This window comes from Kitasatospora sp. NPDC101447 (genome assembly GCF_044767225.1).
Lineage (GTDB): Bacteria > Actinomycetota > Actinomycetes > Streptomycetales > Streptomycetaceae > Kitasatospora.
The window spans coordinates 154,605-177,811 of sequence record NZ_JBIWNL010000013.1 but is presented as its reverse complement, the minus strand read 5'-3'; the positions used below and the strand labels follow the sequence as shown (position 1 = coordinate 177,811).

8 protein-coding genes are annotated in these 23,207 nt (G+C 72.2%); all 8 read right to left on the bottom strand.

The annotated features are described in order from the left end of the window. Positions 1 to 300: 300 nt before the first annotated feature. Entirely contained in the window at positions 301 to 1,095 is a 795-nt protein-coding gene (locus ACIRST_RS20600) for a thioesterase II family protein (RefSeq protein ID WP_402803398.1), read from the bottom strand. A 23-nt stretch (positions 1,096 to 1,118) separates the two neighbouring features. Continuing rightward, positions 1,119 to 8,390: an amino acid adenylation domain-containing protein gene (locus ACIRST_RS20595; protein ID WP_402803396.1), complete on the bottom strand. Its 7,272-nt coding sequence runs from the start codon at positions 8,388 to 8,390 to the stop codon at positions 1,119 to 1,121. After that, entirely contained in the window at positions 8,383 to 14,208 is a 5,826-nt protein-coding gene (locus ACIRST_RS20590; RefSeq protein ID WP_402803394.1) for an amino acid adenylation domain-containing protein, read from the bottom strand. The genes ACIRST_RS20595 and ACIRST_RS20590 overlap by 8 nt, the downstream gene beginning before the upstream one ends. A 131-nt stretch (positions 14,209 to 14,339) precedes the next feature. Continuing rightward, a complete protein-coding gene (locus tag ACIRST_RS20585) occupies positions 14,340 to 15,323 on the bottom strand; it encodes a TauD/TfdA family dioxygenase (RefSeq protein ID WP_350520491.1) in 984 nt (327 codons plus the stop codon). Positions 15,324 to 15,478: 155 nt separating this feature from the next. Further along, positions 15,479 to 19,261 carry an amino acid adenylation domain-containing protein gene (locus ACIRST_RS20580; RefSeq protein ID WP_402803392.1) on the bottom strand — a complete coding sequence of 1,261 codons (3,783 nt, stop codon included), beginning with the start codon at positions 19,259 to 19,261 and terminating at the stop codon, positions 15,479 to 15,481. Then, positions 19,258 to 20,292 (bottom strand): TauD/TfdA family dioxygenase, encoded by a 1,035-nt coding sequence (locus ACIRST_RS20575; protein WP_350520489.1) that lies wholly within the window; start codon positions 20,290 to 20,292, stop codon positions 19,258 to 19,260. Before ACIRST_RS20575 ends, ACIRST_RS20580 begins: the two co-directional genes overlap by 4 nt. 17 nt (positions 20,293 to 20,309) lie before the next feature. Then, on the bottom strand, positions 20,310 to 21,644 hold the full coding sequence (locus ACIRST_RS20570) for an MFS transporter (protein ID WP_350520488.1): 1,335 nt from the start codon (positions 21,642 to 21,644) through the stop codon (positions 20,310 to 20,312). 111 nt (positions 21,645 to 21,755) lie between these two features. Further along, positions 21,756 to 23,207 (bottom strand): condensation domain-containing protein (locus tag ACIRST_RS20565; RefSeq protein WP_402803388.1); only part of this gene is annotated, 1,452 nt, incomplete at its 5' end.

Below are 23,207 nucleotides of genomic sequence, written 5' to 3'. Positions count from 1 at the left end.
ATCGAAGGACCACTTCTGTGAGAGGGCGGGCTCCGCGGACATACCGCGGGAGTCGCACAGCCACCGCACCAACGTGACGGTTGGGGATGCATGCCGATTGTCCCATGCCCCCGCAGGCATCCACGCGCTCGATCTTCCACGGCGCGGCAACGCCTCGCCCTCGCAGTGGTCGGCGAGGCAACTACGGCTCAACGATTTTGACTCGCAATCAGTTAGTGCCGCGACGTCCTTCGCCTTCCGTGCAGAGCCAGGCAGGTGCAGGGGTGCCCGGCCCGGGCCGTGCCCGGGCCGGGCAGTCAGTCAGGCGCGACCGCGACCGCGACCAGACACTGATGCCAACGCGACCCGGACGGTCTCAAGGATCGCCGCCTGCGAGCTCCTTACGAAAAAGTGGTCACCGGGAAGAACGTGCAGCTCGAATTCTGCCGTCGTCTGCTCGCGCCAGGCCTCCATACGCGTGGGCGGCACCTCGGCGTCCTCGGCCCCGGCGAACGCCACTACGGGGCACCCGAGCGGCGGCTCCGGTCGGTGGTGGTACCTCTCACACACCGAGAGGTCCGCACGAATGGCCGGCAGGAGGACTTCCAGCAACTCGGGCTCGGCGAGAACGTCCTCCGGAAGGCCGCCCAGTGTCCGGAGTTTCGCGACCACCACATCGTCGGGCTGGTCGTGGACACCGGGTTGTTCGCGCGGGAGCTGCGGCGCGGGTCCACCGGAGACGAAGAGTGCGCATGGCTCCGGCAGGCCCCGTCGGCGCAAGGCCCGCGCCAGTTCGTACGCCAGGAGTGCCCCCATACTGTGGCCGAACAGGGCGTAGGGAGTGTCGAGTTCGTCCTCGATGGCCGTTGCGAGCGCGTCGACGAGCGGCTCGCTTTCGGTGAAGGCCTGGTCGCGCCAGCGCGACTGGCGGCCGGGCAGCTCGACGGGGCAGACCTCGATCGTGTCGTCGAGGGCGGCAGCCCACGAGGCGTAGGCCGAGGAGCCGCCGCCGGCGTGGGGCAGGCACAGGAGCCTGACGCTGGGTGCGGCCGGGCGCCGCGCGCCCACGATCCAGCCGTGGGCGCGCTTCGCCGCGATGACTGCGGTGCGGTTCACGATGTGTGTTCTCCAGGATGGTCTCAGTCGTCGGCGAGGAGCGACTGGGCTTCCTCGTCGGATATGCCCTCGATCTCGGCGATCAGCAGGTCCTCGATGAGGAGGGCAGTTTCCCCCAAGGTCTCGCTGTCGAAGAGGACGCGGATCGGGATGTCCAGGTCGAGCGCCTTGCGCAGGTGGACCACCGCGCGCATCGCCATCAGCGAGTCGCCGCCCAGCAGGAAGAAGTTGTCGTGGATGCCGACCCGTTCGACGTTCAGCATGCTCGACCAGACCTCGGCGATGGCCTCCTCGACGGGCGTGCCGGGAGCCTCGTACGGGGGCGCGGTCTCGTCGGCCGCGTTCTCCGGAACCACAAGCGCCCGCCGGTCGACCTTGCCGTTCGCCGTGAGCGGCAGGGCGTCGATCTCCAGGAAGACTGTCGGCACCATGTACGCCGGCAGCTTCTCCCCGAGGAACTCCCGAATGTCCTGGGGCATCGCGCCACCGGTCTGCGGGACGACGAACGCCACCAAGCGCTTGGTGCCACGCGGATCCCCGTCCACCACGGCGACGGCGGCGCGGATGTCCGGGTGCTGCATGAGTGCGGCCTCGATCTCGCCCAGTTCGATTCGGTAACCCTGCACCTTGACCTGGAAGTCCTCGCGGCCGAGGAACTCGATGTCCCTGCTCGGCAGGAAGCGGCCGAGGTCGCCGGTCCGGTAGAGCCGGTCGCCGGTCACCGGGTCGGTGATGAAGCTGGCCTTGGTCTTCGTCTCGTCCCGCAGGTAGCCGTCGGCGAGGCCGACGCCGCCGATGTAGAGCTGGCCCGGAACGCCGATGGGACGCGGGCGCAGCGCCTCGTCGAGCACGTGAAACGTCTGGTTCCGCATCGGTCGGCCGTACGGGATGCTCGCCCAGTGCTCCGGCACCTCTCCGATCGGATACAGGATGGACCAGATCGAGGCCTCCGTCGCGCCGCCGAGGCTCACGACCTCCGGCGCCGCGAACAGCTGCCGAATGCGGTCCGGGAGCGTCACCGGCAACCAGTCGCCGCTGAGCATCACCAGCTTGAGCCCGCCGCCATTCGTACCGGCCCCGGTCAGCCCCTTCACGCTCATGTGCTCGACCAGCAGCTCCATCAGCGCCGGCACGGAGTTCCAGACCGTGACCCCGGCCTCACCCATGAGTGCCAGCCAGGCCGCCGGGTCGCGGTGGGCCCGGGCGTCCGGCACGACCACCGCGCCGCCGACTGCGAGCGGGCCGAACACGTCGTAGACCGACAGGTCGAAGCTGAGCGAGGACAGCGCCAGGACCCGGTCGTCCTCGCCCACGCCGAACCGCTCGTTGATGTCGACGACCGTGTTGAGGGCGCCCCGGTGGTTGATCATCACTCCCTTGGGCAGCCCGGTGGAGCCGGAGGTGAAGATGACGTACGCGAGGTCCTCCGGCTTCGTACGGATCGCTCCCGACGGAGCAGCGGCGGCCTCGGCGTCCGACGCGAGATCGAGCCGGTCCACCTGCAGCACGGTGTCCACGCCCGCGAAGCGGTCGGCCCCGTCCTCCGCCACGCGCGATTGCGTCAGGACCGAGCGGACGTGTCCGTGGTCCAGCAGCAACCGGATCCGCTCGTCGGGCAGTTCGGGGTCGATGGGCAGGTAAGCCGCACCGGCGGCGAGGATGCCGAGCACGGCCGCGCACTGCTCCCAGCCCTTCTCCATGACCACCGCGACGAGATCGTTCGGGACGACCCCGACGACGCCGAGGCGGGCGGCGATGCCGCAGGCGTGCGCGGCCAGTTCACCGTAGCTCAGGGTGCGGCTCGGGGTGATGACGGCGGGCCGCTCGGGCGTGCGCGCCGCAATGGCGAAGAACGGCTCGTGGAGTAGGCCCGAGGGCAGAAGCCCGTCGGTCCGGTTGTACTCCTCCCACGCGGCCAGGTCCGTGCGGGGTACGAGCGAGGGCACCGGACGGCCCCAGTTGTCGTCGTCGAGCGCGAGCCATTCCAGGAGGTCCAGCGTGGCGGCGTGCATCGCCGCGACCATGCCTTCCGGGAAGAGCCCCTCGACCGCGTCGATGTCCAGGACGAGGGCGCCGGCGGCCTCGTACACCTGCGCGTCGATCCAGACCTGGGGCGTCTGCGAAATGCTGTAGACCACCTCGCCGAGCTGGTCGTCGTCACCGTGGTTGACGAACAGACTGGTGAACACGACCGGCATCGCCGCCGCCGCGTCACCGCGGGCCTTTTTCATCTCCCGCATCACGCGCAGGCCGCTGAACAGCCGGTGGTCGAGGTCGGCCACCAGTCGGTCACGCACTGCCACCGCCCGCGTCTCGAACGGCGCCTCGCTGAGGGCGTCGATCTCCAGCAGCGTCACTGAGGTGAAGTCGCCGATGATCTCCTCGACCTGCGGATGCAACGGAAGCCGGTTCGCCATGGGGAGGTTGAGGGTGAAGCGGCTGTTCTTCGACCACGTCGCGAGCACCTCGCTGTATGCCGTCAGCAGCAGCGCCGTGGGGGTGAGGCCGCGCCGCGAGGCCGATGCCTTGACGCGGGCCCAGGACTCCTGTGGCAGCTCCCCGCCCGTGCGGTGGAAGCGAGGGGTGTCGATGGTGCGCGGGTCTCGGGCCAGCGGCAGCTCGGGGGCGAGAGCCAGTTCGGGGATGCGCTCCTGCCAGTAGGCCTCGGCCCGTCGGAAGCGCTCGCCCGACTCCAGGCTGTGCTCCGCCAGCACGTAGTCCCGGAAAGTGAGTTCGAGCTCGGGAAGCTCGGCGTCGGGGTTGGTGTAGAGCTCGACGAGCTCCCGCATCAGGAGGCCGTACGCCCAAGCGTCGGTGATCAGCCCATCGACGCTGTAGTGCACCCGGCCCCGGCCGCCGTCCATGACGGTGGCGCGAAGGTCGAACAGCGGCCAGCAGTCGGGGACGAAGACCTGGTGCGACAGCTCCTGACGGGTCCGCTCCAGAACCTCCCGCGCCGCCTCCTCGGTCAGGCCGCGCACGTCCTCGGTCGCGATGGCGTAGTCGGGGACGTCGTCGAGGATCTGCTGCTCGCCCTGCGGGAGCACGATGACGCGCAGCATGCCGTGACGTCGGATCAGGCGCCGGAACGCGCGCTCCATCCGGGGCACGTCCAGGTCCGGGACGTCGAACTCCTCGTAGCCGTGCATACCCACATTGCCGAGCTCGAAGACGCCGGTCCGGCCGACGAAGTACGCCTGCTGCACGTCGGTGAGGGGGAAGGGCTCCGCCGCGGCGGCGGGGTCGGGCACGACGGTGGGCCAGAGCTCGACGGCAGCGTCGGGCCGGACGCGCGCGGCACGCAGGGCAGCGGCAATGCCCCGGATCGTCGGGTCCGTGAAGAGGGTGCTCAGCGGCAGCTCGACTCCGCACACCTCGCGCATCTGGGTCGCGAACTGGGCGGCGAGCAGGGAGTGGCCGCCGAGCTCAAAGAACCCGGTGGTGGGCGCGATGTGCCGGACACCGAGCAGGTCTTCGAAGATCACCGCGACCTCGCGCTCGGTCTCGTCCTCGTACGCCGGCTCACCGTCGGCGACATCCTCGCCGCCGGAAGGGAGGGACTGCGCGGGCTCGTCCTCCGGCGTCACGACGACCTGGCACCCCGACACCGCACCCACGACGCGCGCCGCACGGCGCTCGACGCTCGCGGGGTCGCCGACCAGCCAGGTGTAGCTCGTCCACGGGGTCTCGCACTCCCGGGCGGCCAGCGCGAGGAAGGCTTCGACCACACCTGCGAGCTGCGGCTCGCCCACCTCGGTCCCCGTGCGGCCGACCAGGTGAACCTCGACCGCCCGGTGCCCGTGGGCCACGGCGGAGGCGACGTTCCCGAGCAGCGCGAGGGCGTCGTCTTCGGCAGCATCCGCGGCCAGCACCACCACGGCGGTCGCCGGCCCGGCGAGGTCCGTGCCGGCGGTGGGGCCGGTCCGCACGGAGGCGCCGACCCGGGTCAGCGCGCGGCCGAACGGGGCCGTCTGCGGTTCGTCGCCCCAGAGCGTGAAGTGGGCGCCTCGGTGCCGCTCGTTCGGCTCCCGAGGCGCATCCGGCAGGGGCTCCAGCACCGGCGCGAACCGGTGCCCGCCGCGCAGCGCGACCACGGGTGCGTGGGCCGCGCCGCACAGCTCCCCGAGCAGCGCGGTGGCGAGGCGGCGCGCCGCGGCCGCTGTGCCCGACACAGTGACGTCGACCAGGGTCCGCCGGCGACCGCCCTGCGCCCAAGCGGCCAGTGTTCCCCGAGTCGGTACGAGGGGCTCCTCGCCCGTGACGTCGAGCGCGCCCGACGTCACCGCCACGATCCGCGCGTCCGCGTCCCCGCGCTCCGTCAGTGCTTGCTCCCAGGCGCTCAGGCTGGCCGGGGCGAGCGTCTGTGCGTCCAGCATCCCGACCAGCACGCCCTCGACCGGCACGCCCGCCTCGACCTTCGAGGCCAGCACGTCCGCACCGGCCGCGGCAGACGCGGCGGTGACCACCGTCTTGCCATGGGCGCGCAGCCGGTCCACCACCGCGTCCACGGTGTCCGTCCGGTCCGCGGCCACGAGCCACGCCCCCCGGGCCTCCTCGCCACGCAGCACGCCAACCGGGCCCAGCCTACGGAAGCCGCGCGCCAGGAGTGCGCCGGGGACGACCGGGGCCGCCGCCGTGCCGTTGGGAGCGTCGACCCAGCACCGCTCGTGCTCGAAGGGGTAGGTGGGGAGCACGGTCCGGCGCGGGACCTCGGCACCGTGCAGGGCCTCCCAGTCCACCGAGGCGCCCCGGCACCACACTTCGCCGACGGCGGCCAGCAGCTCGGCCTCGGCGTCGCAGTCCGGTCCGTTCGACGGCAGCGACGCGACGGCTCCGCGGCCGTCCTCGCCCGCGCCCGCGAGGCGCACCAGGCTCTGGCCCGGGCCGACCTCCAGCAGCAGCGTGCCCGGGCGGCGCACGGTGTGCAGACCGTCGGCGAAACGGACCGTGGCACGGATCTGCTGCGCCCAGTAGGCCGGGCTGACGGCCTCCTCGTCAGTGATCCAGACGCCGGTCACGCTGGAGACGAACGGAATCTGCGGGGCCGACAGGCGGACCTGTGCGACCTCGGCCTCGAACGCCGCCGCGGCGGCCTCCATCATGCGGGAGTGGAAGGCGTGCGAGGTCCGCAGGCGCTTGGTCGCCACGCCCTGTCCTGCCATGCGCGCCTCGAATCGGACGACCGCGTCAAAGGGGCCGGACACCACGCAGGCCCGGGGCCCGTTCACCGCAGCGAGGTCCAACTCGCCGTCGAGCAGCGACGCAACCTCGTTCTCCGGGAGCGGCACGGCGACCATGGCGCCGGCCGCGGCGTCCTGCATGAGCCGTCCGCGCGTCGCGACGAGGCTCAGCGCGTCCTCGGGCGACATGACCCCGGCCAGGCAAGCGGCCACCAGCTCACCGAGGCTGTGACCGAGCATCGCCGCCGGGCGGACGCCCCAGGACATCCAGAGCCGGGCCAACGCGTATTCCAGCACGAAGAGCGCAGGCTGAGCGAAACGGGTCTGGTGGATCGTTTCGGTCGGCTCCGCCTCCGTCGCCCCGGGGTACAGCAGACGGCGGACGTCCTCTTTGAGGACGGGCGCGAGGACATCGGCCGCCAAGTCGACCTCTGTGCGGAACACCGGCTCGTTCTCGTAGAGGGCCTGCCCCATCCGAATCCGCTGCGCGCCCTGGCCCGAGAACAGGAAGACGACTTCACGGTCCTTCGCGGTCTCCTGCGTGGCGGACCGGTCGAACGCCGGCAGGGCCAGGGCGTCGGCAGCCTCCTCCGTGCCGCCGGCCACGACGAAACCGCGGTGCTCCAGCGTCCAGCGACCGCGCTGGAGGGTGTACGCCACGTCGGCCAGGCCCCCGCCCTCCTCCGGGCGGGCGCGCAGGTGCGCGGCGAGCTGCGTTCCGGTGGCCCGCAGAGCCGTCGCCGTGGCGGCGGAGAGCGGCAGTACGTGCAGACGGCGTCCGCCCACCGTCGACACGCGTGCGGGCGCCTCCTCCAGCACCACGTGGGCGTTGGTCCCGCCGATACCGAAGGAGCTGACGCCGGCGCGCAGCACCCGGCCGGACCACGGCACAAGGGCCGCATTTACGTGGAACGGGCCTTCCTCCAGGCCGAGTTGCGGGTTCGCCCGACTGAAGTGCAGCGACGGCGGCAGCTCGCGCGCCGTCAGCGCGAGGACTGTCTTGATCAGCCCGACGACTCCGGCGGCGGTGTCCAGGTGGCCGAGGTTGGTCTTCACCGAGCCGAGGGCAACACGCTGCGGCGCATCGCCGAAGATGGCCTTCAGGGCCGCCACCTCGATCGGGTCGCCGATCGGCGTGCCGGTGCCGTGGGCCTCCACGTATGTCACGGTCGACGGATCCACGTCCGCGACGCCGAGGGCCTCGGCGATGACGTCGGCCTGTCCCTCGACGCTCGGCGCGGTGAAGCCCGCCTTCCGGGCGCCGTCGTTGTTGATCGCGGAGCCGCGGATCACCGCATGGATCGCGTCACCGTCCGCGACGGCGTCCTCCAGGCGCTTCAGCACCACGACGCCGCTGCCGCTGGCCGGGACAGTGCCCGACGCGTCGGCGTCGAACGCCCGGCAGTGGCCGTCCCTAGAGAGGACGCCGCCTTCCTCGTACTGATAGCCCCGACGTTGCGCAGCGGTGACGGTCGCACCGCCCGCGAGGGCCACGTCGCACTCGCCGTTGATCAGGGCCTGGCACGCGGTGTGCACTGCCACCAGAGAGGTGGAGCAGCCGGTTTGCACGCTGACGCTAGGGCCGCGCAGGTCCAGTTTGTAGGAGACGCGGGTCGGCGCGAAGTCCTTGTCGTTGCCGAGCGAGGTCTGGAACTCGCCGATCCGTGCGACCAGGTCCTGACGGCGAAGCAGGTTGTTCACCAGGTAGGAGCTCTCGCCCACGCCCGCGAAGACGCCGGTCACCGCGTCGGTAGCCTCCGACGGGCGGCCCGCGTGTTCAAGCGCCTCCCACGCGCACTCCAGGAAGAGGCGGTGCTGGGGGTCGAGCAGCTGCGCCTCACGCGGGGAGAAGCCGAACAACCGTGCATCGAAGCCCTCCACGCCGTCGAGGGCGCCACGCGCCCGGACGTACCCGGGGCGGGCGATCTCCTCCGGCGTGGCGCCGGCGGCGAGCAGCTCCTCGTCCGTGAAGGTCGCGATGGACTCCACCCCGTCGCGGAGGTTCTGCCAGAAGCCTTCCAGGGTCCGGGCACCGGGGACGCGTACGGCCATGCCGATGACGGCAATGGCGTTGTCGGGCAGGTCGTTCTCGTCGGTCATCGTCTCATCAGTCATCGTTCTTCGTCTCCAACGTCGTGGGGCCGCCCGCTCGCCTTCTCGGCGCTCGCGCCCCTTGCAGGGTCTTTCGTGCCTCGGCCCGGCTGCGGCCCCGGGCCCCGGCGGTCGACGTGTCGCCCGCGGCGAGGTAGCGCGCGAGCGAGCGCACCGTCGGGAAGCGGAAGAGGTCCACCACGGGGACATTCCGGCCGAGTACTTCGGACAGCCGGTTCTGCATCCGCACCATCAGAAGCGAATGGCCACCGGCCTCGAAGAAGTTCTCCTCGGCGCCGATGTCCTCGACCTCAAGGATCCAGCGCCAGATCGCGGCCACCTCGACTTCGAGTTCGCCGGTGGGCAGCAACCGGGCCGCAGCCGCGCCGGCCGGACGGCCGGGTGCGGGCAGGGCGCGCCGGTCGAGCTTGCCGCGTTCGCTGCGCGGCAGTTCGTCAAGGACGACGATCGCGGCCGGCACCATGTATCCCGGCAGCCACTCCTCGGCGTGCGCCCGAAGATCGGCCGACGAAGCCTGGCCCGCGAGTGCCACGTACCCGGCCAGCTGCGGCCGGCCGGGGGTGTCCTCGCGTAGGACCACCACAGCCTCACGCACAGCGGGGTGCGAGCCGAGCGCCGCCTCGATCTCGCCGAGCTCGATGCGGAAGCCCCGCAGCTTGACCTGGTCGTCGGTCCGGCCGAGGAACTCCAGCACCCCGTCGGCCATCCGGCGGGCACGGTCCCGCGTCGCGTACATGCGCTCGCCGGGCCCGCCCCAGGGGTCGGGGAGGAAGCTCTGAGCGGTGCGCGCCGGGTCCCCGAGGTAGCCGCGCGCCACGCCGCCGCCCGCTACGTACAACTCGCCCGCAGCGCCCGGCGGTACCGGGTTGAGCGCGTCGTCGAGCACGTAGGCGCGCACCCCTGGCAGCGGCCGGCCGATCGGGACGGTGGCCCCGATGGCCGACCCGGGCGGGGCCGCCTTCGTCGGCGCGTGGACAGTCGCCGTGACGGTGGCCTCCGTCGGGCCGTAGGCGTTGAGCCACCGGACCCGGTCCGGCGTGGCGGCCTGCCAGTCGGCGAGCTTCGCGCCGTCCACTCGCTCGCTGCCGACCACGACGAGCCGCAACGCGGGGCAGGCGGACACCGGATGGCGGTCGAGCATCGAGACCCACTCGTGCCAGTAGGACGCCGGAAGGTTGAGCACCGACAGGCGTTCCGCCCGGACGAGCTCCATCAGCTCATCGATGCCGGGCACCGGCCCTGGCGGGAGCAGGACGACGCCGGCGCCCCGCACCAGGCTCGCGAAGAGCTCCTCGGCGGCCACGTCGAAGGTGAGGGCGGCGAACTGGAGGACGCGGTCGTCCGGGCCGAGCCCGTACTGCTCCCCAACGGCCGTGAGGGTGTGCACCAGGTTGGCGTGGCTGACGCCGACTCCCTTGGGGCGTCCGGTCGTTCCGGAGGTGTAGAGGACGTAGGCCAGGGCCGCCGGGTGGACCGGCACGACCTCCGCCGCAGGACTCTCCAGAGCGTCCTCGACGGCGGCCCACGGCACTCCCCCGCCCGCCGGCGGGCCGTCCGTGCGCGATCCCAGGACGAGGACGGCGCCCGAGTCGCCTACCACGTACTCGAACCGCTCGCGCGGCGCGCCGACGTCCACCGGAACGTACGCGGCGCCGGCCTTCAGCACGCCGAGCAGGGTGACCGGCCACTCCGGAACGCGGGGCATCCGCACGACGACGGTGTCCCCGGTACGCACCCCGCGGGCGCGGAGGTGGGCGCAGACGGCGTCGGCACGTGCCTCCAGCTCGGCGTACGTGAGCGTCCGGCCGCCCTGTAGGATCGCCGGCCGGTCCGGGTGGCGCCGGGCCGCGGCGGTCACGAGTCCGTCGAGGGTCGTGGCAGGCGCGACCGGGGCCGCCCGGCCGCCGGCGGTGACGCCAGCTTCCTCCGGGCTCGTCATGGTGAGGCCGGACACCCGGCCGCCGGGGTCGGCGAGCGCCGACTCCAGCAAGGTCAGGTAGTGGCGCGTCATCCGCTCGGCCGTCGCCCGGTCGAACAGGTCGGTGTCGTACTCGACGGAGCCGCGCAGCTCGTCCGCGTCGAAGGACGCCTCCTCCCACGCGACCGTCAGGTCGAACTTGGCGACCCGGCTCACCGACTCCCTTGCGGCCACCGACAGCCCCGGCAGGACGGTGGTGCCGCCGGGGATGTTCTGCATCGCGAGCATCACCTGGAAGAGCGGCGTGCGGCTGGGGTCGCGCGGCGGCTTGAGCTCCGCCACGACCTGCTCGAACGGCACGTCCTGGTGGTCGTACGCGCCGATCGTGGTCTCCCGCACACGGGCCAGGAGTTCGGCGAAGGTCGGGTCGTCCTCCCACCGGGAGCGCAGGACGAGCGTGTTGACGAAGAAGCCGACGAGCCCCTCGAACTCCGGCCGGGTGCGCCCGGAGACCGGCGAGCCGACGCTGACGTCCCGGACGCCCGCATAGCGGCCCAGCGCGAGCTGGAACGCGGCCAGGAGCGTCATGAACCGCGTCACCCCGTGCTCGCGGCTCACCTCGCCGAGCCGACGGGTGAGTTCCGGGGAGAGCCGCACCGGGAAGACCTCGCCCCGGTAGCGGGGCACCGGCGGGCGCGGACGGTCCGTGGGCAGCTCCAGCACGGGTGGTGCGCCGTGCAAGCGCTCCTTCCAGTAACCCAACTGCTCGTCGCGGGCGCCGCCGTCGAGGAGGCGCTGCTGCCACGCGGCATAGTCAGGGTACTGGGCCGGGAGGGCCGGGAGAGCCGGGTGCTCGCCGCGCACAGCTGCCGCGTAGAACGCGCCCAGGTCGCGCACCAGGACGCCGACGGACCAGCCGTCGGAGATCGCGTGGTGCATCGTGAGCAGGAGCTCGTGGCGCGACGGGGCGAGCTTCAGCAGGACGAACCGGACCAACGGGCCGGTGGCGAGGTCGAACGGGTACTCCGCCTCGCGCAGGGCCTGGGCCTCCACCTCCGCCGCCCGCTCGGCCTCGGACAGGTGCGTCAGGTCGACGGTCGTCAGCCGAACGTCCGGGTCGTCGTCGATCACCTGCCGGGCGGTGTCCCCGTCCCCGACCAGGCGGGTGCGCAGGGACGCCTGGCGCCGGACGAGCGCCCGTACGCTCTCGGTCAGCGCCTGCTCGTCGAGGGCTCCCTCGACGGCCAGGACCAGCGGCACGTTGTAGAGCGGGCTACCCGTGGCCAGCCGGTCGAGGAACCAGAGCCGCTGCTGGGCGAAGGAGAGGGGGTGCGGTCCGGGGCCGGCCGGGACGACCGGGACGGCGGCGCCCGCCCGCCGCGCGTGGGCGACGCGGGCCGCCAGGGCCGCGACCGTCGGCGCCTCGAACAGGTCCCGGACGCCGAGCTCCACCCCGAGCCGGGCGCTGACGCGCGCCATGGCCTGCGTGGCCAGCAGCGAGTGGCCGCCGAGCGCGAGGAAGTCGTCGTGCGCGGAGATGTTCGAAACGCCCAGGAGCTCCGCCCACACCTGGGCGACGAGCTCCTCCGTCGGACCGGTCGGCGGCACGTGGTTCTCGGCCTGGACCCCGTCCGCCCCGGTCGGGGCGGGGAGCGCGCGGCGGTCCACCTTGCCGTTCGGGGTGAGCGGCAGCTCGGGCAGCGCGACGTACCACGCGGGCACCATCGCCTCGGGCATCCGGGTGGCCAAAAACGCGCGCAACTTGCTTGCCACGAAAGGTGGTTGGCCGGGTTCCGGCACGACGTAGGCGACCAGGCGCCGGTCTCCGGCCTCGCCCTGGACGTCGACGACCGCCGCGCGCACGCCGGGGCACGTCCCGAGGACGCTGGCTATCTCCTCGGGCTCGATCCGAACGCCGCGGATCTTCACCTGCGTGTCGGCCCGGCCCAGGCACTCCAGCAGTCCGTCCTCGCGCCAGCGGGCCAGGTCGCCCGTCCGGTAGAGACGCTCGCCGACGCCGAACGGGCTCGGCACGAAGCGCTCGGCGGTGAGGTCGGGCCGGCCGGTGTAACCGCGGGCGAGACCGGTGCCGGCCAGGTACAGCTCGCCGGGGACGCCGATGCCGGTTTCCCGGCCGGACGCGTCGAGCACGTGCAGCCGGGTCTCGGCGATGGGCCGGCCGATGGGCACCCGGGCCGCGTCCGGCTGCTGGTCCACGGGGTCGAAGGTGCTGGCGAAGGTGGTGCCCTCGGTCGGGCCGTACCCGTTCACCAGGCGCAGGTCCGGGGCGACCTGACGCACCGACGCGACCCTCCGGGCGTCCGCCTCCTCGCCGCCGAAGAAGACCGTCCGGAGCGAGGCCAGGGTGGCGGGCGAGACGTCCGCGCACTGGTGGAACACGGAGGTGGTGAGGAACATCGCCGTCACGCCGTGCTCCTCGATCCGGGCGCGCAGCAGCTCGGGCGAGAGCACCTCTTCCTTGCGGATGCCGACCAGGCGGGCGCCGTTGAGAAGCGCTCCCCAGATCTCCAGCGATGCCGCGTCGAAAGACACGTTCGCCGCCTGCGCCACCACGTCCTCGGGGCCGAAACCGAGGTAGGCCGCGCCGTGCACCAACCGAACGATCCCGGCGTGCGTGGTCTCGACGCCCTTGGGCCGCCCGGTGGAGCCCGAGGTGTAGAGCACGCAGGCGCGCTGGTCCCGGTGGATCCCGGGGAAGGGCCCCACGGCCGGTCCGGACCGCTGGGTCAACTCCTCGATCCGGACGAGCGGCACGTCGCCGGCGAAGCCGAGCTCCCGGTCGGCGAGCACCAGGCACGCCTGGCTGTCCGCCACCATGAACGCGAGTCGCGCCTCCGGGTGGCCGGGATCGAGCGGCAGGTAGACCGCGCCGGCGGTGAGGACGGCGAGCATCGCGACAACCAGCGCCGCCGAACGGTCCATGGCCAGCCCGACCACGGTCTCCGGTGTGATGCCCCGCTCGACCAGTGCGTGCGCCAAGTACTCCGAGCGGGCGAGCAGTTCGGCGTAGGTGTAGGCGCCGTCCGGGAAGACCAGCGCGGTGCTGTCCGGGGTCCGGGCCGCCTGGGCGCGGAAGGCGTCGACGAGGTTGCCGATCCGGGCCTCGCCGCCCTCCGTCCCCCACGCGGCCGCCAGGGCCAGCTCCTCCGGCGTGGTGTGCCCGAGGTCCGTCACCCGGGCGCCGGGGTCGGCGAGCGCGGACTCCAGCAGCGTCAGGTAGTGCCCCGCCAGCCGCTCGACCGTCGCCCGGTCGAACAGCTCGGTGTCGTACTCCACCGAACCGCACAGCTCGCCGGTCTCGCGCGCGCGCTCCTCCCACGTCACCGACAGGTCGAGGACGGCAGCGTGGCTCGGCTCCTCCGAAGCGGGCGCGAAGGCCAGCGGCACCGCCTCTCCCTTGGCCACTGCGACCTGGACCAGCGGCGCGCGGCTCGGGTCGCGCGGCGGCGCCAGGGCCGCCACGACCTCCTCGAACGGCACGTCCCCGTGCTCGCATGCGCCCGACACGGCCTCCTGCACGCGAGTCAGAAGGTCGGCGAAGGCTGGAGCGTCCTCCCAGGACGTGCGCAGGACCACCAGGCCGGCGTCCGGCGCCAGGGTGCCGAGGCTGACGTCGGTGGCGCCCGCGTAGCGACCCAGCACGAGCTGGAGCGCCGCCACGAGCACCGTGAACGAGCTCACGCCGTGTTCGCGGCCCAGGTCGGCGAGGCGGCCGGCCGGGCCGGCCCCGAGCGCGAAGGGGATCGCGTCCGCGGCGGCGCGGCGGACCGCAGGGCGCCCGTGGTCAGTGACGAGTTCGAGCGCGGGCGGGGCCCCCGCCAGGCGGTCTTTCCAGTAGGAGAGTCGGCCATGAGGGCCGGTCAGGTCCACACCACGGTGCATGTTTTGATTCATCTCGTTCCGTTGTCCCTTGCCGCGCTCCGGTACGGTCAGCCCCGGAGCGCGGCATCGACCGGGGGTTGGAGCGGCCCGGTGAAGGGCGGTCCCGGGCACGGCTGGCGGCGCGGCTGTCCTCAGCCGGTCTGCTGGCTGCCGTGGGAGCCGGTCATCGCCACCAGGACCTTGCGCGGCCCCTCGAAGCTGTTCCGGCCGTGGGCCATCGCCATGTTGTCGACCGTGAGGAGGTCGCCGGTCTGCCACGGGAAGGCGAGCGTCTCCGCCTCGTACGCGTCGCGGACCGCGGCGAGGTCCGCGTCGTCGATGCGGCTGCCGTCGCCGAAGTACGCGCTGCGCGGGAGCTCCTCCTCCGCCATGAGTTCGAGCAGGGCGAGGCGGGTCGCCTCGTTCAGGCTCGACACGTGGAACAGGTGCGCCTGGTTCAGCCAGACCTGCTTGCCAGTGACCGGATGGGTGGCGACCGCCTGGCAGGTCTCGGTGGTCCGCAGCCCGTTGTCCGACTGCCACTCGACGACGATCCCCCGCTCGCCGCAGAACCTCTCGACGGCGGCGCGGTCCATGCCGGGGAACGTCTCCTCCCAGGAGATGCCCATCCCCGCACGGTAGTTGCGGACGTAGCGCACGCCGTGGCGCTCGAAGCGCTCGCGCACGTCGGCCGGGATGCGCTGGTAGACCGCGTGGCTGTCGGCGAGCGGGGTCTCGCCCCCGGACCGCGCCGCGACCGCCGAGTAGAACCAGAGCCGCTGCGGCCAGCGGCTGGTGTAGCTGTTCTCGTTGTGCAGCGGGATGACCTCGCTGGCGGGGTACTCCGTCGAGGTGTAGACGTCGCCCACCTTGCTGCGGGGCGTCGACCGGTAGGTGTACTCGGCGAGCTCCTCGCCGAAGACCTTGACGAAGCCGGAGAACACTGACGCGTCCGGCACGTCGAAACCGCGCAGGAGGACGGCTCCCGCGGTCAGCAGCCGCTCGTTTAGGCGTTCGGCGTTCGCCGTCGCCCACTCCACCGGGCTCACACCCGGTGCGGTGGCCTCGTAGAGGGCCACCCGGTCCCGCTCGGGGAAGAGGCAGGATTCCTTCACGTCGTCCATGTCACGAGCCATTCGTTCGGTGATGTCTTCAGCGGTGCTGTTGCCGGCCGAGCGCGGCGACGTCGGCCGGGTGCAATCCGCTCGGCGCGCACGCGGGTACCGGCCGGCAGCCCGGGTGCGCGCCGAGCAGTGGCCGGAGCGGTGGTATTCGACGACAGCCGCTACGGCTACGCCGGGGCGTCGAGGACCCGGGAGACCAGCTCCGCGAGCTCGGCGACGGCCGGGGGGCGCATGATGCTGTGGTGATCCGCCTCCACGGCGGCGAAGGCGAGGCCAGGGCCCACCAGCTTGCGCCAGCCCCAGGTGCGGTCCGACTCCAGCGGCACACCCGCCGGCTCGGCGCGGACCAGGAGCACGGGGTAATCAGGCGTCGAGCCCGCCGGGTCGGTGGTCTCGGCGTGCTGCCGGATCGCGGTCATGTTGCAGGTGTAGACGTCCAGCAGCTTCCGCAGGTCGTCCTCTCCCGCGGTGGGCGGCAGATGCCCGTGCTTCTGCATCTCTGCCAGCAGGAGGTCGAACGCAGCCTTCCCGGAGGGGATGGGCTCGGGCAGATCCAGCTCGTAGTGCCAGGCGAAACGGCCGATCAGGACGGACTCCGAGAGCAGGTCGTCCTGTGACCCGTCGTCCTCCTCGTCCTCGAACCCGGGGGCGAAGGAGTCGACGATGATCAGCCTGGCCACCTCACGGCCGGTCCGGCGCAGTGCCTGGGCCGTCTCCAGTGCCATGATCCCGCCGAAGCACCAGCCGATGATCACGGCGGGCCCGTCCGTCGCGGCGGCGATCTCCGCCGCGTAGCCCTCGGCCATCTCAGCGAAGCTTCGCTGCGGCTCCTGACCGTGCAGGCCCAGGGACTCGACGCCGACAACCGGGCGGTCCGTCGGCAGCAACCGGGCGAGCTCCCAGTAGCTGAGCGTGCTGCCGCCACCGGGGTGGATGCAGAACACCGACGAGCCCCCCTCGGCGGGACGCAACGGGACGAGGTTCGAGTCCCGGGTCTCGCTGTCGCGCATCAGGCGGGCCATGGCCGCCACGGTCCGGGCCTTGAAGATCGACGACATCGGGAGCTTGCAGCCGAAGGCACTATTGGTGCGGGACATCAGCTTGATGGCCCTCAGGGAGTGCCCGCCGAGCTCGAAGAAGTCGTCGTCCGGTCCGATGGCGTCCAGTCCAAGGACCTCGGCCCAGAGCACCAGGAGCCGCTGTTCGACGGAGTCACGCGGCCGGGCAGCCTCGGCGCGGACGGTCTCGACGGGGGCCAGGGCCTTCCGGTCGAGCTTTCCGTTGCGCGTCAGCGGCAGCCGGTCCAGCACCTGCCACCCGGTCGGTATGAGGGCTGTGGGCAGTCGGCGGCCGAGGGCCGTCTGAAGGTCCTTGACCGAGGGGGCGTCCGCATCCCCGGTGAGTACGACGTAGGCGTCCAGGTGCGAGACCAGGCCGCTGTCGTCCGTCCGAGCCACGACGGCGCCCGCCGCCACACCGGCCTGCTGCTGCAACAGACCCTCGATCTCGCCGAGTTGGACCCGGTAGCCGCGGAGCTTCACCTGGTCGTCGAGGCGTCCGAGGATCTCCACACCCGCGCCGGGCACGAGTCGGCCGAGGTCACCCGAGCGGTACTGCCGCGTCGTACCGCGCTCCCCGAATCCGGTGCGGCCCTCACGCAGTTGCGCGAGGTAGCCCAGCCCCACGCCCGGTCCGCTGATCACTACCTCGCCCGGGCACCAGGGCGGCAGCGGGTTGCCCTCGCCGTCGACGACGGTGAGGAGGTTGTCCCCCATGCCGGTGCCGACCGGCACCGAGGCGCAGCGCTCGTCGGTCCCGCCGTCCAATGGGAGGACGGACGCGCCGACGGTGGTCTCGGTCGGGCCGTAGTGGTTGAACACCCTGAGCTGCGGGGCGAGTTCACGGAGCCGGGTGAGCAGCGTCGGCGGCAGGATCTCGCCGCCGAGCACCAGCACCCGGCTCGGCAGCAGGGCGGCCGGGTCACGGGCCTCGGCGAGCAGCGCGGAGAGGTGCGAGGGCACCAGCTTCATCGCGCTCACCGGGTGCGCCGCGAACCGGTCGGCGAGCGCCTGCGGGCTCGTCGCCACGTCGGCGTCGACCAGGTGGACGCAGCCACCGTCAGCCAGCGTCGGGAAGACGGCGGTGTAGGACAGGTCTGCGGCCAGGGTGGAGACGGCGGCGAACTCGGCGCCCTCGCCGAGCCCGAGCTGCTTCAGCACGGCCGCGGCGTAGTGGGCCAGCTGCCCGTGACCGATGACGACGCCCTTCGGCGTCCCCGAGGTGCCCGAAGTGAAGACGGCGTACGCGGCGTCCCCCGCCCCGGCGAGCGCGAGCTCGGCTTCCTGCTCGGGCTGCGGGTCGGCCGCCGGCAGCGGCAGGGGTGTGACGGGCAGCCCGAGGCTGGCGGCGGCCTGCGGCACGAGCGCGTACGCGGTCTCGGCCAGGCCGAGGACGGTCTCGATGCGCTCCTGCGGCCACGCCGGGTCGACCGGGACGAAGGCCGCACCGGCCAGCCAGGTGCCGAGCAGGGCGACCAGGGTGTCGGCCACCGCCGGAACCACGACGCCGACGTAGTCGCCCGCGCGAACGCCCTGGCGGCGCAGCAGCCCCGCGGTGGCCGAGGCCCGCCGCGCCAGCTCGCCGTAGGTGAGGACCTGGTCCCCGCTGCGGACAGCGGGGCGGTCAGGGTTCCGCTCGGCGTGCTCCAGGAAGCGGTGCAGCACGCTCTCGTGCCGCTCGTCCGGCTCGTCCGCCGGCTCGGCCGGGGTGAGCAGGCGCAGCACGCCGACGGCCCGCGCGGGGCCGGCGAGCGCGTCGGCCAGCTGGTTCCCGAACGCCTCGGCGAGCGCGGCCAGGTCCGGCTTGGCGACCTGGCCGCCGTGGCCCGCGAAGGTCAGGAGCAGCGTCTCCGGGCCCAGCACGCAGTCCAGATGAATGACGCCGGGGCGCTCGTACGCGCCCGCCGGACCGGGTTCGGCCAGGGCGCCCCACCGGTCCTCCAGGTAGCGGAAGGAGACGGCGTCCGTGGTGGAGAGAGCCTCCGGATCGGCGTGGTTCTCCCGCTCCCCCGCGGCCCGAAGTGCCTCCTCGGCGTCCCGCACGGCCTGCGCGAACGGAGTCTGCGGCTCGGACGACAGGCGCACAGCCACCGGTCGCTCCAGCAGCCCGAGAGCGCCGGCCAATCCCTCGGCGGAGCGGCCCTGGGTGACCACGAGCACCCGGTCGTCGGCGTTCCCCCTGTACCGCGCGAGCAGCGCCCGCCAGGCGGCGAGCAGCACCGCCTCCTCGCCCACCCCGAGCTCGCGGGTGACGGCGCGCAACCTGGCCGGCACCGGGCCGTCCAGCGTCGTCACAACGGTCACGGGTCCGGCCTCCGGGTCCCGGCGGCCTGCCGGCAGAAGGAACGGGAGTCCGGTGGCGGTCCGGGTCTCCTCATCCGTGGCGGTGGCAGCGGCGGATCCGGCGTTCTCCAGTTCCTCGCACAGCCAGGCCGCCACGTCGGCGTACTGGAGCGGCTCTTCCTCCACCGGTCCGGGCTCCGCGGATTCGCCGAGCAGGAAGCCGGTGAGGATGCTCCACGACTCCCGGTCCACGCTGAGGCGCGGCAGTCCGATGAGCAGGACCGTGCCGTCCTGGCTCCGGGTGTGTTCCACGGTCAGCTCGCCGGCTCGCAGCAAGGTGCGGCCGTCGGTGTCCTCCTCGACCATGACGGGGCCGGCCGGGTCGACCACCTGCACGGGCAGGCGCAGGCCGGGGAGCGCCGAGTACCGGGTGCGGAGGACCTCGTGCTCCGCCACCAGGGCTTCCATCCGGTCCGCCAGCTCACCCGGGGTGAGCACCGAAGGGGTGGAGATCCGGTGGGTGGCGCGGCCCTGCGCGTCCTCGCGGAGGTGGACCGCTCGTTGCTGGGGCGAGAGCTGGTAGCCCTCGATCTGCTCGGGCTCGGTCATCGGGGGCCTCCCACGTGTCCGCTGCGCTCGTCGGTCATCGCCACCAGTACGCGGCGCGGGCCCTGGTACGGGTCCCGCCCGTGCGAGACCGACATGTTGTCGATGACCATGACGTCGCCGTCCTGCCACGGCTCCCGGATCGTCTCGGCGACGAAGGCAGCCCGGACATCCTCCAGGACGGCGTCCGCGATCGGCTCGCCGTCGCCGAAGAAGACCTCGCGCGGAATCTCCGTACCGCCGCTGCGGAGTTCGTCACGCACCTCGGGGGCGAGCGCGGAGGTGTGGAACAGGTGGGCCTGGTTGAACCAGAGCTCCTTGCCGTTCGACGGATGCTCGATCACAGCCTGGCACACCTGCGAGGTCTTCAGCTTGTCCTCGCCGTACCAGGTGTACTCGATCCCCTGCGCACGGCAGAGCTCTTCCACCTCTGCCCGGCTGTCGGTCTCGAACGCTTGCTGCCACGTCAGGTCGAAGCCGGTCCCGTAGTGGCGGACGTAGCGCACACCGCGCTCGGCGAAGGAGTCGAGCAGCGCGCGGTCGATCCGCTGTGCAACCAGGTGACTGTCGGCGAGCGGCGTCGCGCCGCCCTCGGGCGACGCCTGGTGGCAGTAGAACCAGAGGTGCTCCGGCCAGATCCGCGCGTAAGCCATCTCGTTGTGCTGCGGGATCGTCTGGTCGGCCGGGTACTCGGTCGAGGTGTAGACGCCCGCCGCTGAGGAGCGGCTGCGCGGCGTGGATCCGTAGGTGTAGTTGAGGAGTTGCGGCGACCAGGCCTTGACGACGCTCTGGAACTCCTCCGGCGACGACAGTTGGAAGCCCCGGAAGAGCACCGCACCGCGGTCGCGAAGCAGTTCCTCAATGCGCGTGCGGTTGGACCGCATCCAGTGCTCCAGGTCGACCGACGGGGCCGCCGGTCGGACGACGGACAAGATCGAGTGCGGACTGTCCGTGACGGAAACCAGGTCCTGCTGGGCGGTGACGGCGACCCGGCGACGCATCGCCCGGACACCCGAGGACGGTGGGATTGTCATGACGCTCCTTGGTTGTCTCAGTGGGCGGACGGCAGACTCGGCGCGTCCTCCGACAAGCCGGCGGACTCCTCGGACGCGCTCTCCGCGGCCAGACCGTCGAGCTGACGGACGGAGCGGACCGGCGAGAGGAAAAGGATCACCGCCGGGAGGAGCAGACCGACCGCCGCCACGAGGATGGTCGTCCGCAGACCCAGCGCCGAGCCGAGCGCACCGCCGATCAGCGCGCCCAGCGGCAGACTGCCCCTGGCGAGCGTCCGCACGGTGGCGTTGACCCGGCCCAGCAGGTGGTCCGGCGTCACCATCTGTCGGAAGCTGATGACGGTTATGTCGAAGACCGGGATGCCGAACAGGGCGACAAAGGTCGCGGCACCCGCGGCGACCACGGCCACCAGTGAGTTGCCGTGAACGGTCGAGAGTGCGAAGTAGCCGATTCCCGGAAGCACGAGCGACAGCACCAGCGTGGGCCCGACACCGAGCAGGCCGGTGATCCGCTCGGCGGACAGCGCTCCGATGAGTGCGCCGGCGCTGCCGACCGCGACGATCACACCGACCTCGGCCGACCCGATCCCGGCCTCCCGGAGGAGGAACAGGAAGAACACGGCCATCAGGGCGCTGTAGAAGAGGTTGGCCGATACGGCGGCGACCGTGCACCAGCGCAGCAGGGTGTGCCGCCCGATCAGGCGGAAGCCCTCACGCATGGACGCCCAGACCGAGGGCCCCTTCTCCCCCGAGCCGACCGGGACCGGCGGCGCGGCGGGTGCCTCGTCCGGGGGCATCCGGAGCAGCGCCAGCGCGGAGATCACGTAGCTCAGGGCATCCAGCGCGATGACCACCGGGGCTCCGAGCACGCCGATCAGCGCCCCGGCGGCACCGGGCCCGGCCACCTCCGCAACCGATTCGGACACCTGGAGCTTGCCGTTCGCGTCCATCAGCCGGTCCCGGCCGACCAGGCCGGGAATGTATGACTGGTAGGCCAGGTCGAAGAACGTGGTCATCGTCCCGACCACGAAGACGACCACGAGCAGCTGGTAGATCGACAGGACGTCGAGCCAGTAGGCGACCGGGATCCACGCGAGGGTGGCGAACCGGACGGCGTTGGCCCCGATCATGATCGACCGGCGCGCCCGCCGGTCGACGTAGACGCCGACGACGAAACCGAACAGCAGGAACGGCAACTGCTCCAGCGCGACCAGCAGACCGGACTGCATCGGCGTGGCCTGCAGGACCACGGCCGCAGTGAGCGGCAGCGCCACGTACGTGATCTGCGTACCGAACATCGAGATCGACTGGCTGGACCAGAGCAGGGCGAAGCTCCGGTGCCGGAACAGGGACTTCTGCGCGGCGGTCGTCACGGGCACTCCAACGGACGTGCGCACAGCGACGCTGTGTAGGGGAAGGACATGTGGCTCCCTTGCGGTTGCATGAGCGTTGCGGCTGATATCGCTGGGGTCATCGGGGCACCGTCACCCCGCCAGGCCGGAGAGCCGTCGGGCCGGGTCTCCGGCCGCCGCCGACAACAGGGCGACGAACCGGTCGGCGTAACGGCGCATCGTCCGCTCGTCGAACAGCAGGGCGTCGTACTTGACCTTGAGCTCCAGCTCCTCGCCGGTCTCGGCGAGGTGGAAGGCGAGGTCAAACTTGGCCGTCTCCAAGTCCTCGGCCAGTTCCTCGGCCTTCAGCCCTGCCATGTCCAGCGGCGAGTCGGGGTAGTTCTGGAGCTCCAGCCAGACCCGGAACAGCGAGCTGCGACCCTCTACCCGCTCCGCCACCCGCTCGGCGACCTGCTGGAACGGGACCTCCTGATGGTCGTACGACCGCAGGGTCGACTCCCGCACCCGGCCGAGCAGTTGCTCGAAGGTGGGGTCCCCGGACAGGTCCGTCCGCATGGCGAGGGTGTTGATGAAGCAACCGAGCAGCGGCTCCGTCGCGAGGTCGTCCCGGCCGGCGACCGGCGTGCCCACGACGACGTCCTCGCTGCCCGCGGCCCCGCCCAGGACCGCCGAGTAAGCGGCGAGCAGCACCATGAACAGGGTCGATCCCGTCCGCCGGGCCAGCTCGCGCGCATCCCGGCCGGGGAAGACGACGGTGAAGAACCGTCCCTCCGACCTCTCCTGCCGGGGCCGGTCAGTGGGCAGTCCGAGCTCGGCCGGCGCCCCCTCCAGGGTCCGCTCCCAGTACTCCAACTGCCCGGCGAGCCGGTCGGCCCGGCCGCGCTGCGCTCGGGCGTGGTCGCGGTACTGGAGGGCGCTCCCGGGGAAGGATGGGCGCCCGCCGCGGGCCAGCGCGGTGTACGCGGCCGCAAACTCCCGCAGGAGGGTCCCGATCGACCAACCGTCCGTGATGATGTGGTGCATCAACAGGCTGAGGTAGTGCTCGTCGTCCCCGGCCTTCAACAGCACGGGCCGGAACAGGGGGCCGTCCGCCAGGTCGAACGGCTCCGCGCTGAGGCGGTCGAGGACGGCCCGCAGGTCCCCGTCGAGGTCCACGACGTCGAGGTGGAACCCTTCGGGATCGTCCACGACCGCGACGGGGTCGCCGTCGGCGTCGAACGGGTAGCGCGTGCGCAGGATGGCGTGCCGGTCGATCAGCGTCCGGAGGGCCTCGGTCAGCGCGGGTACGTCCAGGTCTCCCCTGAGGTGCAGAGTGAGCGGGACGTGGTAAGCCGGGGAGCGATCCTCCAGCGTGTAGGCCAGCCAGAAACGTTCCTCCGCGAAGCTCAGCGGGCCCTCACAGCCCGCCACCGGGAGGGGCACCGGCTGCGCCGGCGCCTGGGCCTTGCCGCCCGGGCCACCGAGCTCCTCGATCCGCGCCGTGAGATCGGCGACGGACGTGGCCTGCAGGAACACCGACAACGGCAGGTCCAGCTCCAACTCCTTACGCAGACGCGCCATCGCCTGCACCGCCAACAACGAATG

Excerpts from the sequence above, each read along its gene's own strand:
- ACIRST_RS20595 (WP_402803396.1), bottom strand. The coding sequence starts at position 8,390 with ATGACTGATGAGACGATGACCGACGAGAACGACCTGCCCGACAACGCC.
- ACIRST_RS20590 (WP_402803394.1), bottom strand. The coding sequence starts at position 14,208 with ATGCACCGTGGTGTGGACCTGACCGGCCCTCATGGCCGACTCTCCTAC.
- ACIRST_RS20585 (WP_350520491.1), bottom strand. The coding sequence starts at position 15,323 with ATGGCTCGTGACATGGACGACGTGAAGGAATCCTGCCTCTTCCCCGAG.
- ACIRST_RS20580 (WP_402803392.1), bottom strand. The coding sequence starts at position 19,261 with ATGACCGAGCCCGAGCAGATCGAGGGCTACCAGCTCTCGCCCCAGCAA.
- ACIRST_RS20575 (WP_350520489.1), bottom strand. The coding sequence starts at position 20,292 with ATGACAATCCCACCGTCCTCGGGTGTCCGGGCGATGCGTCGCCGGGTC.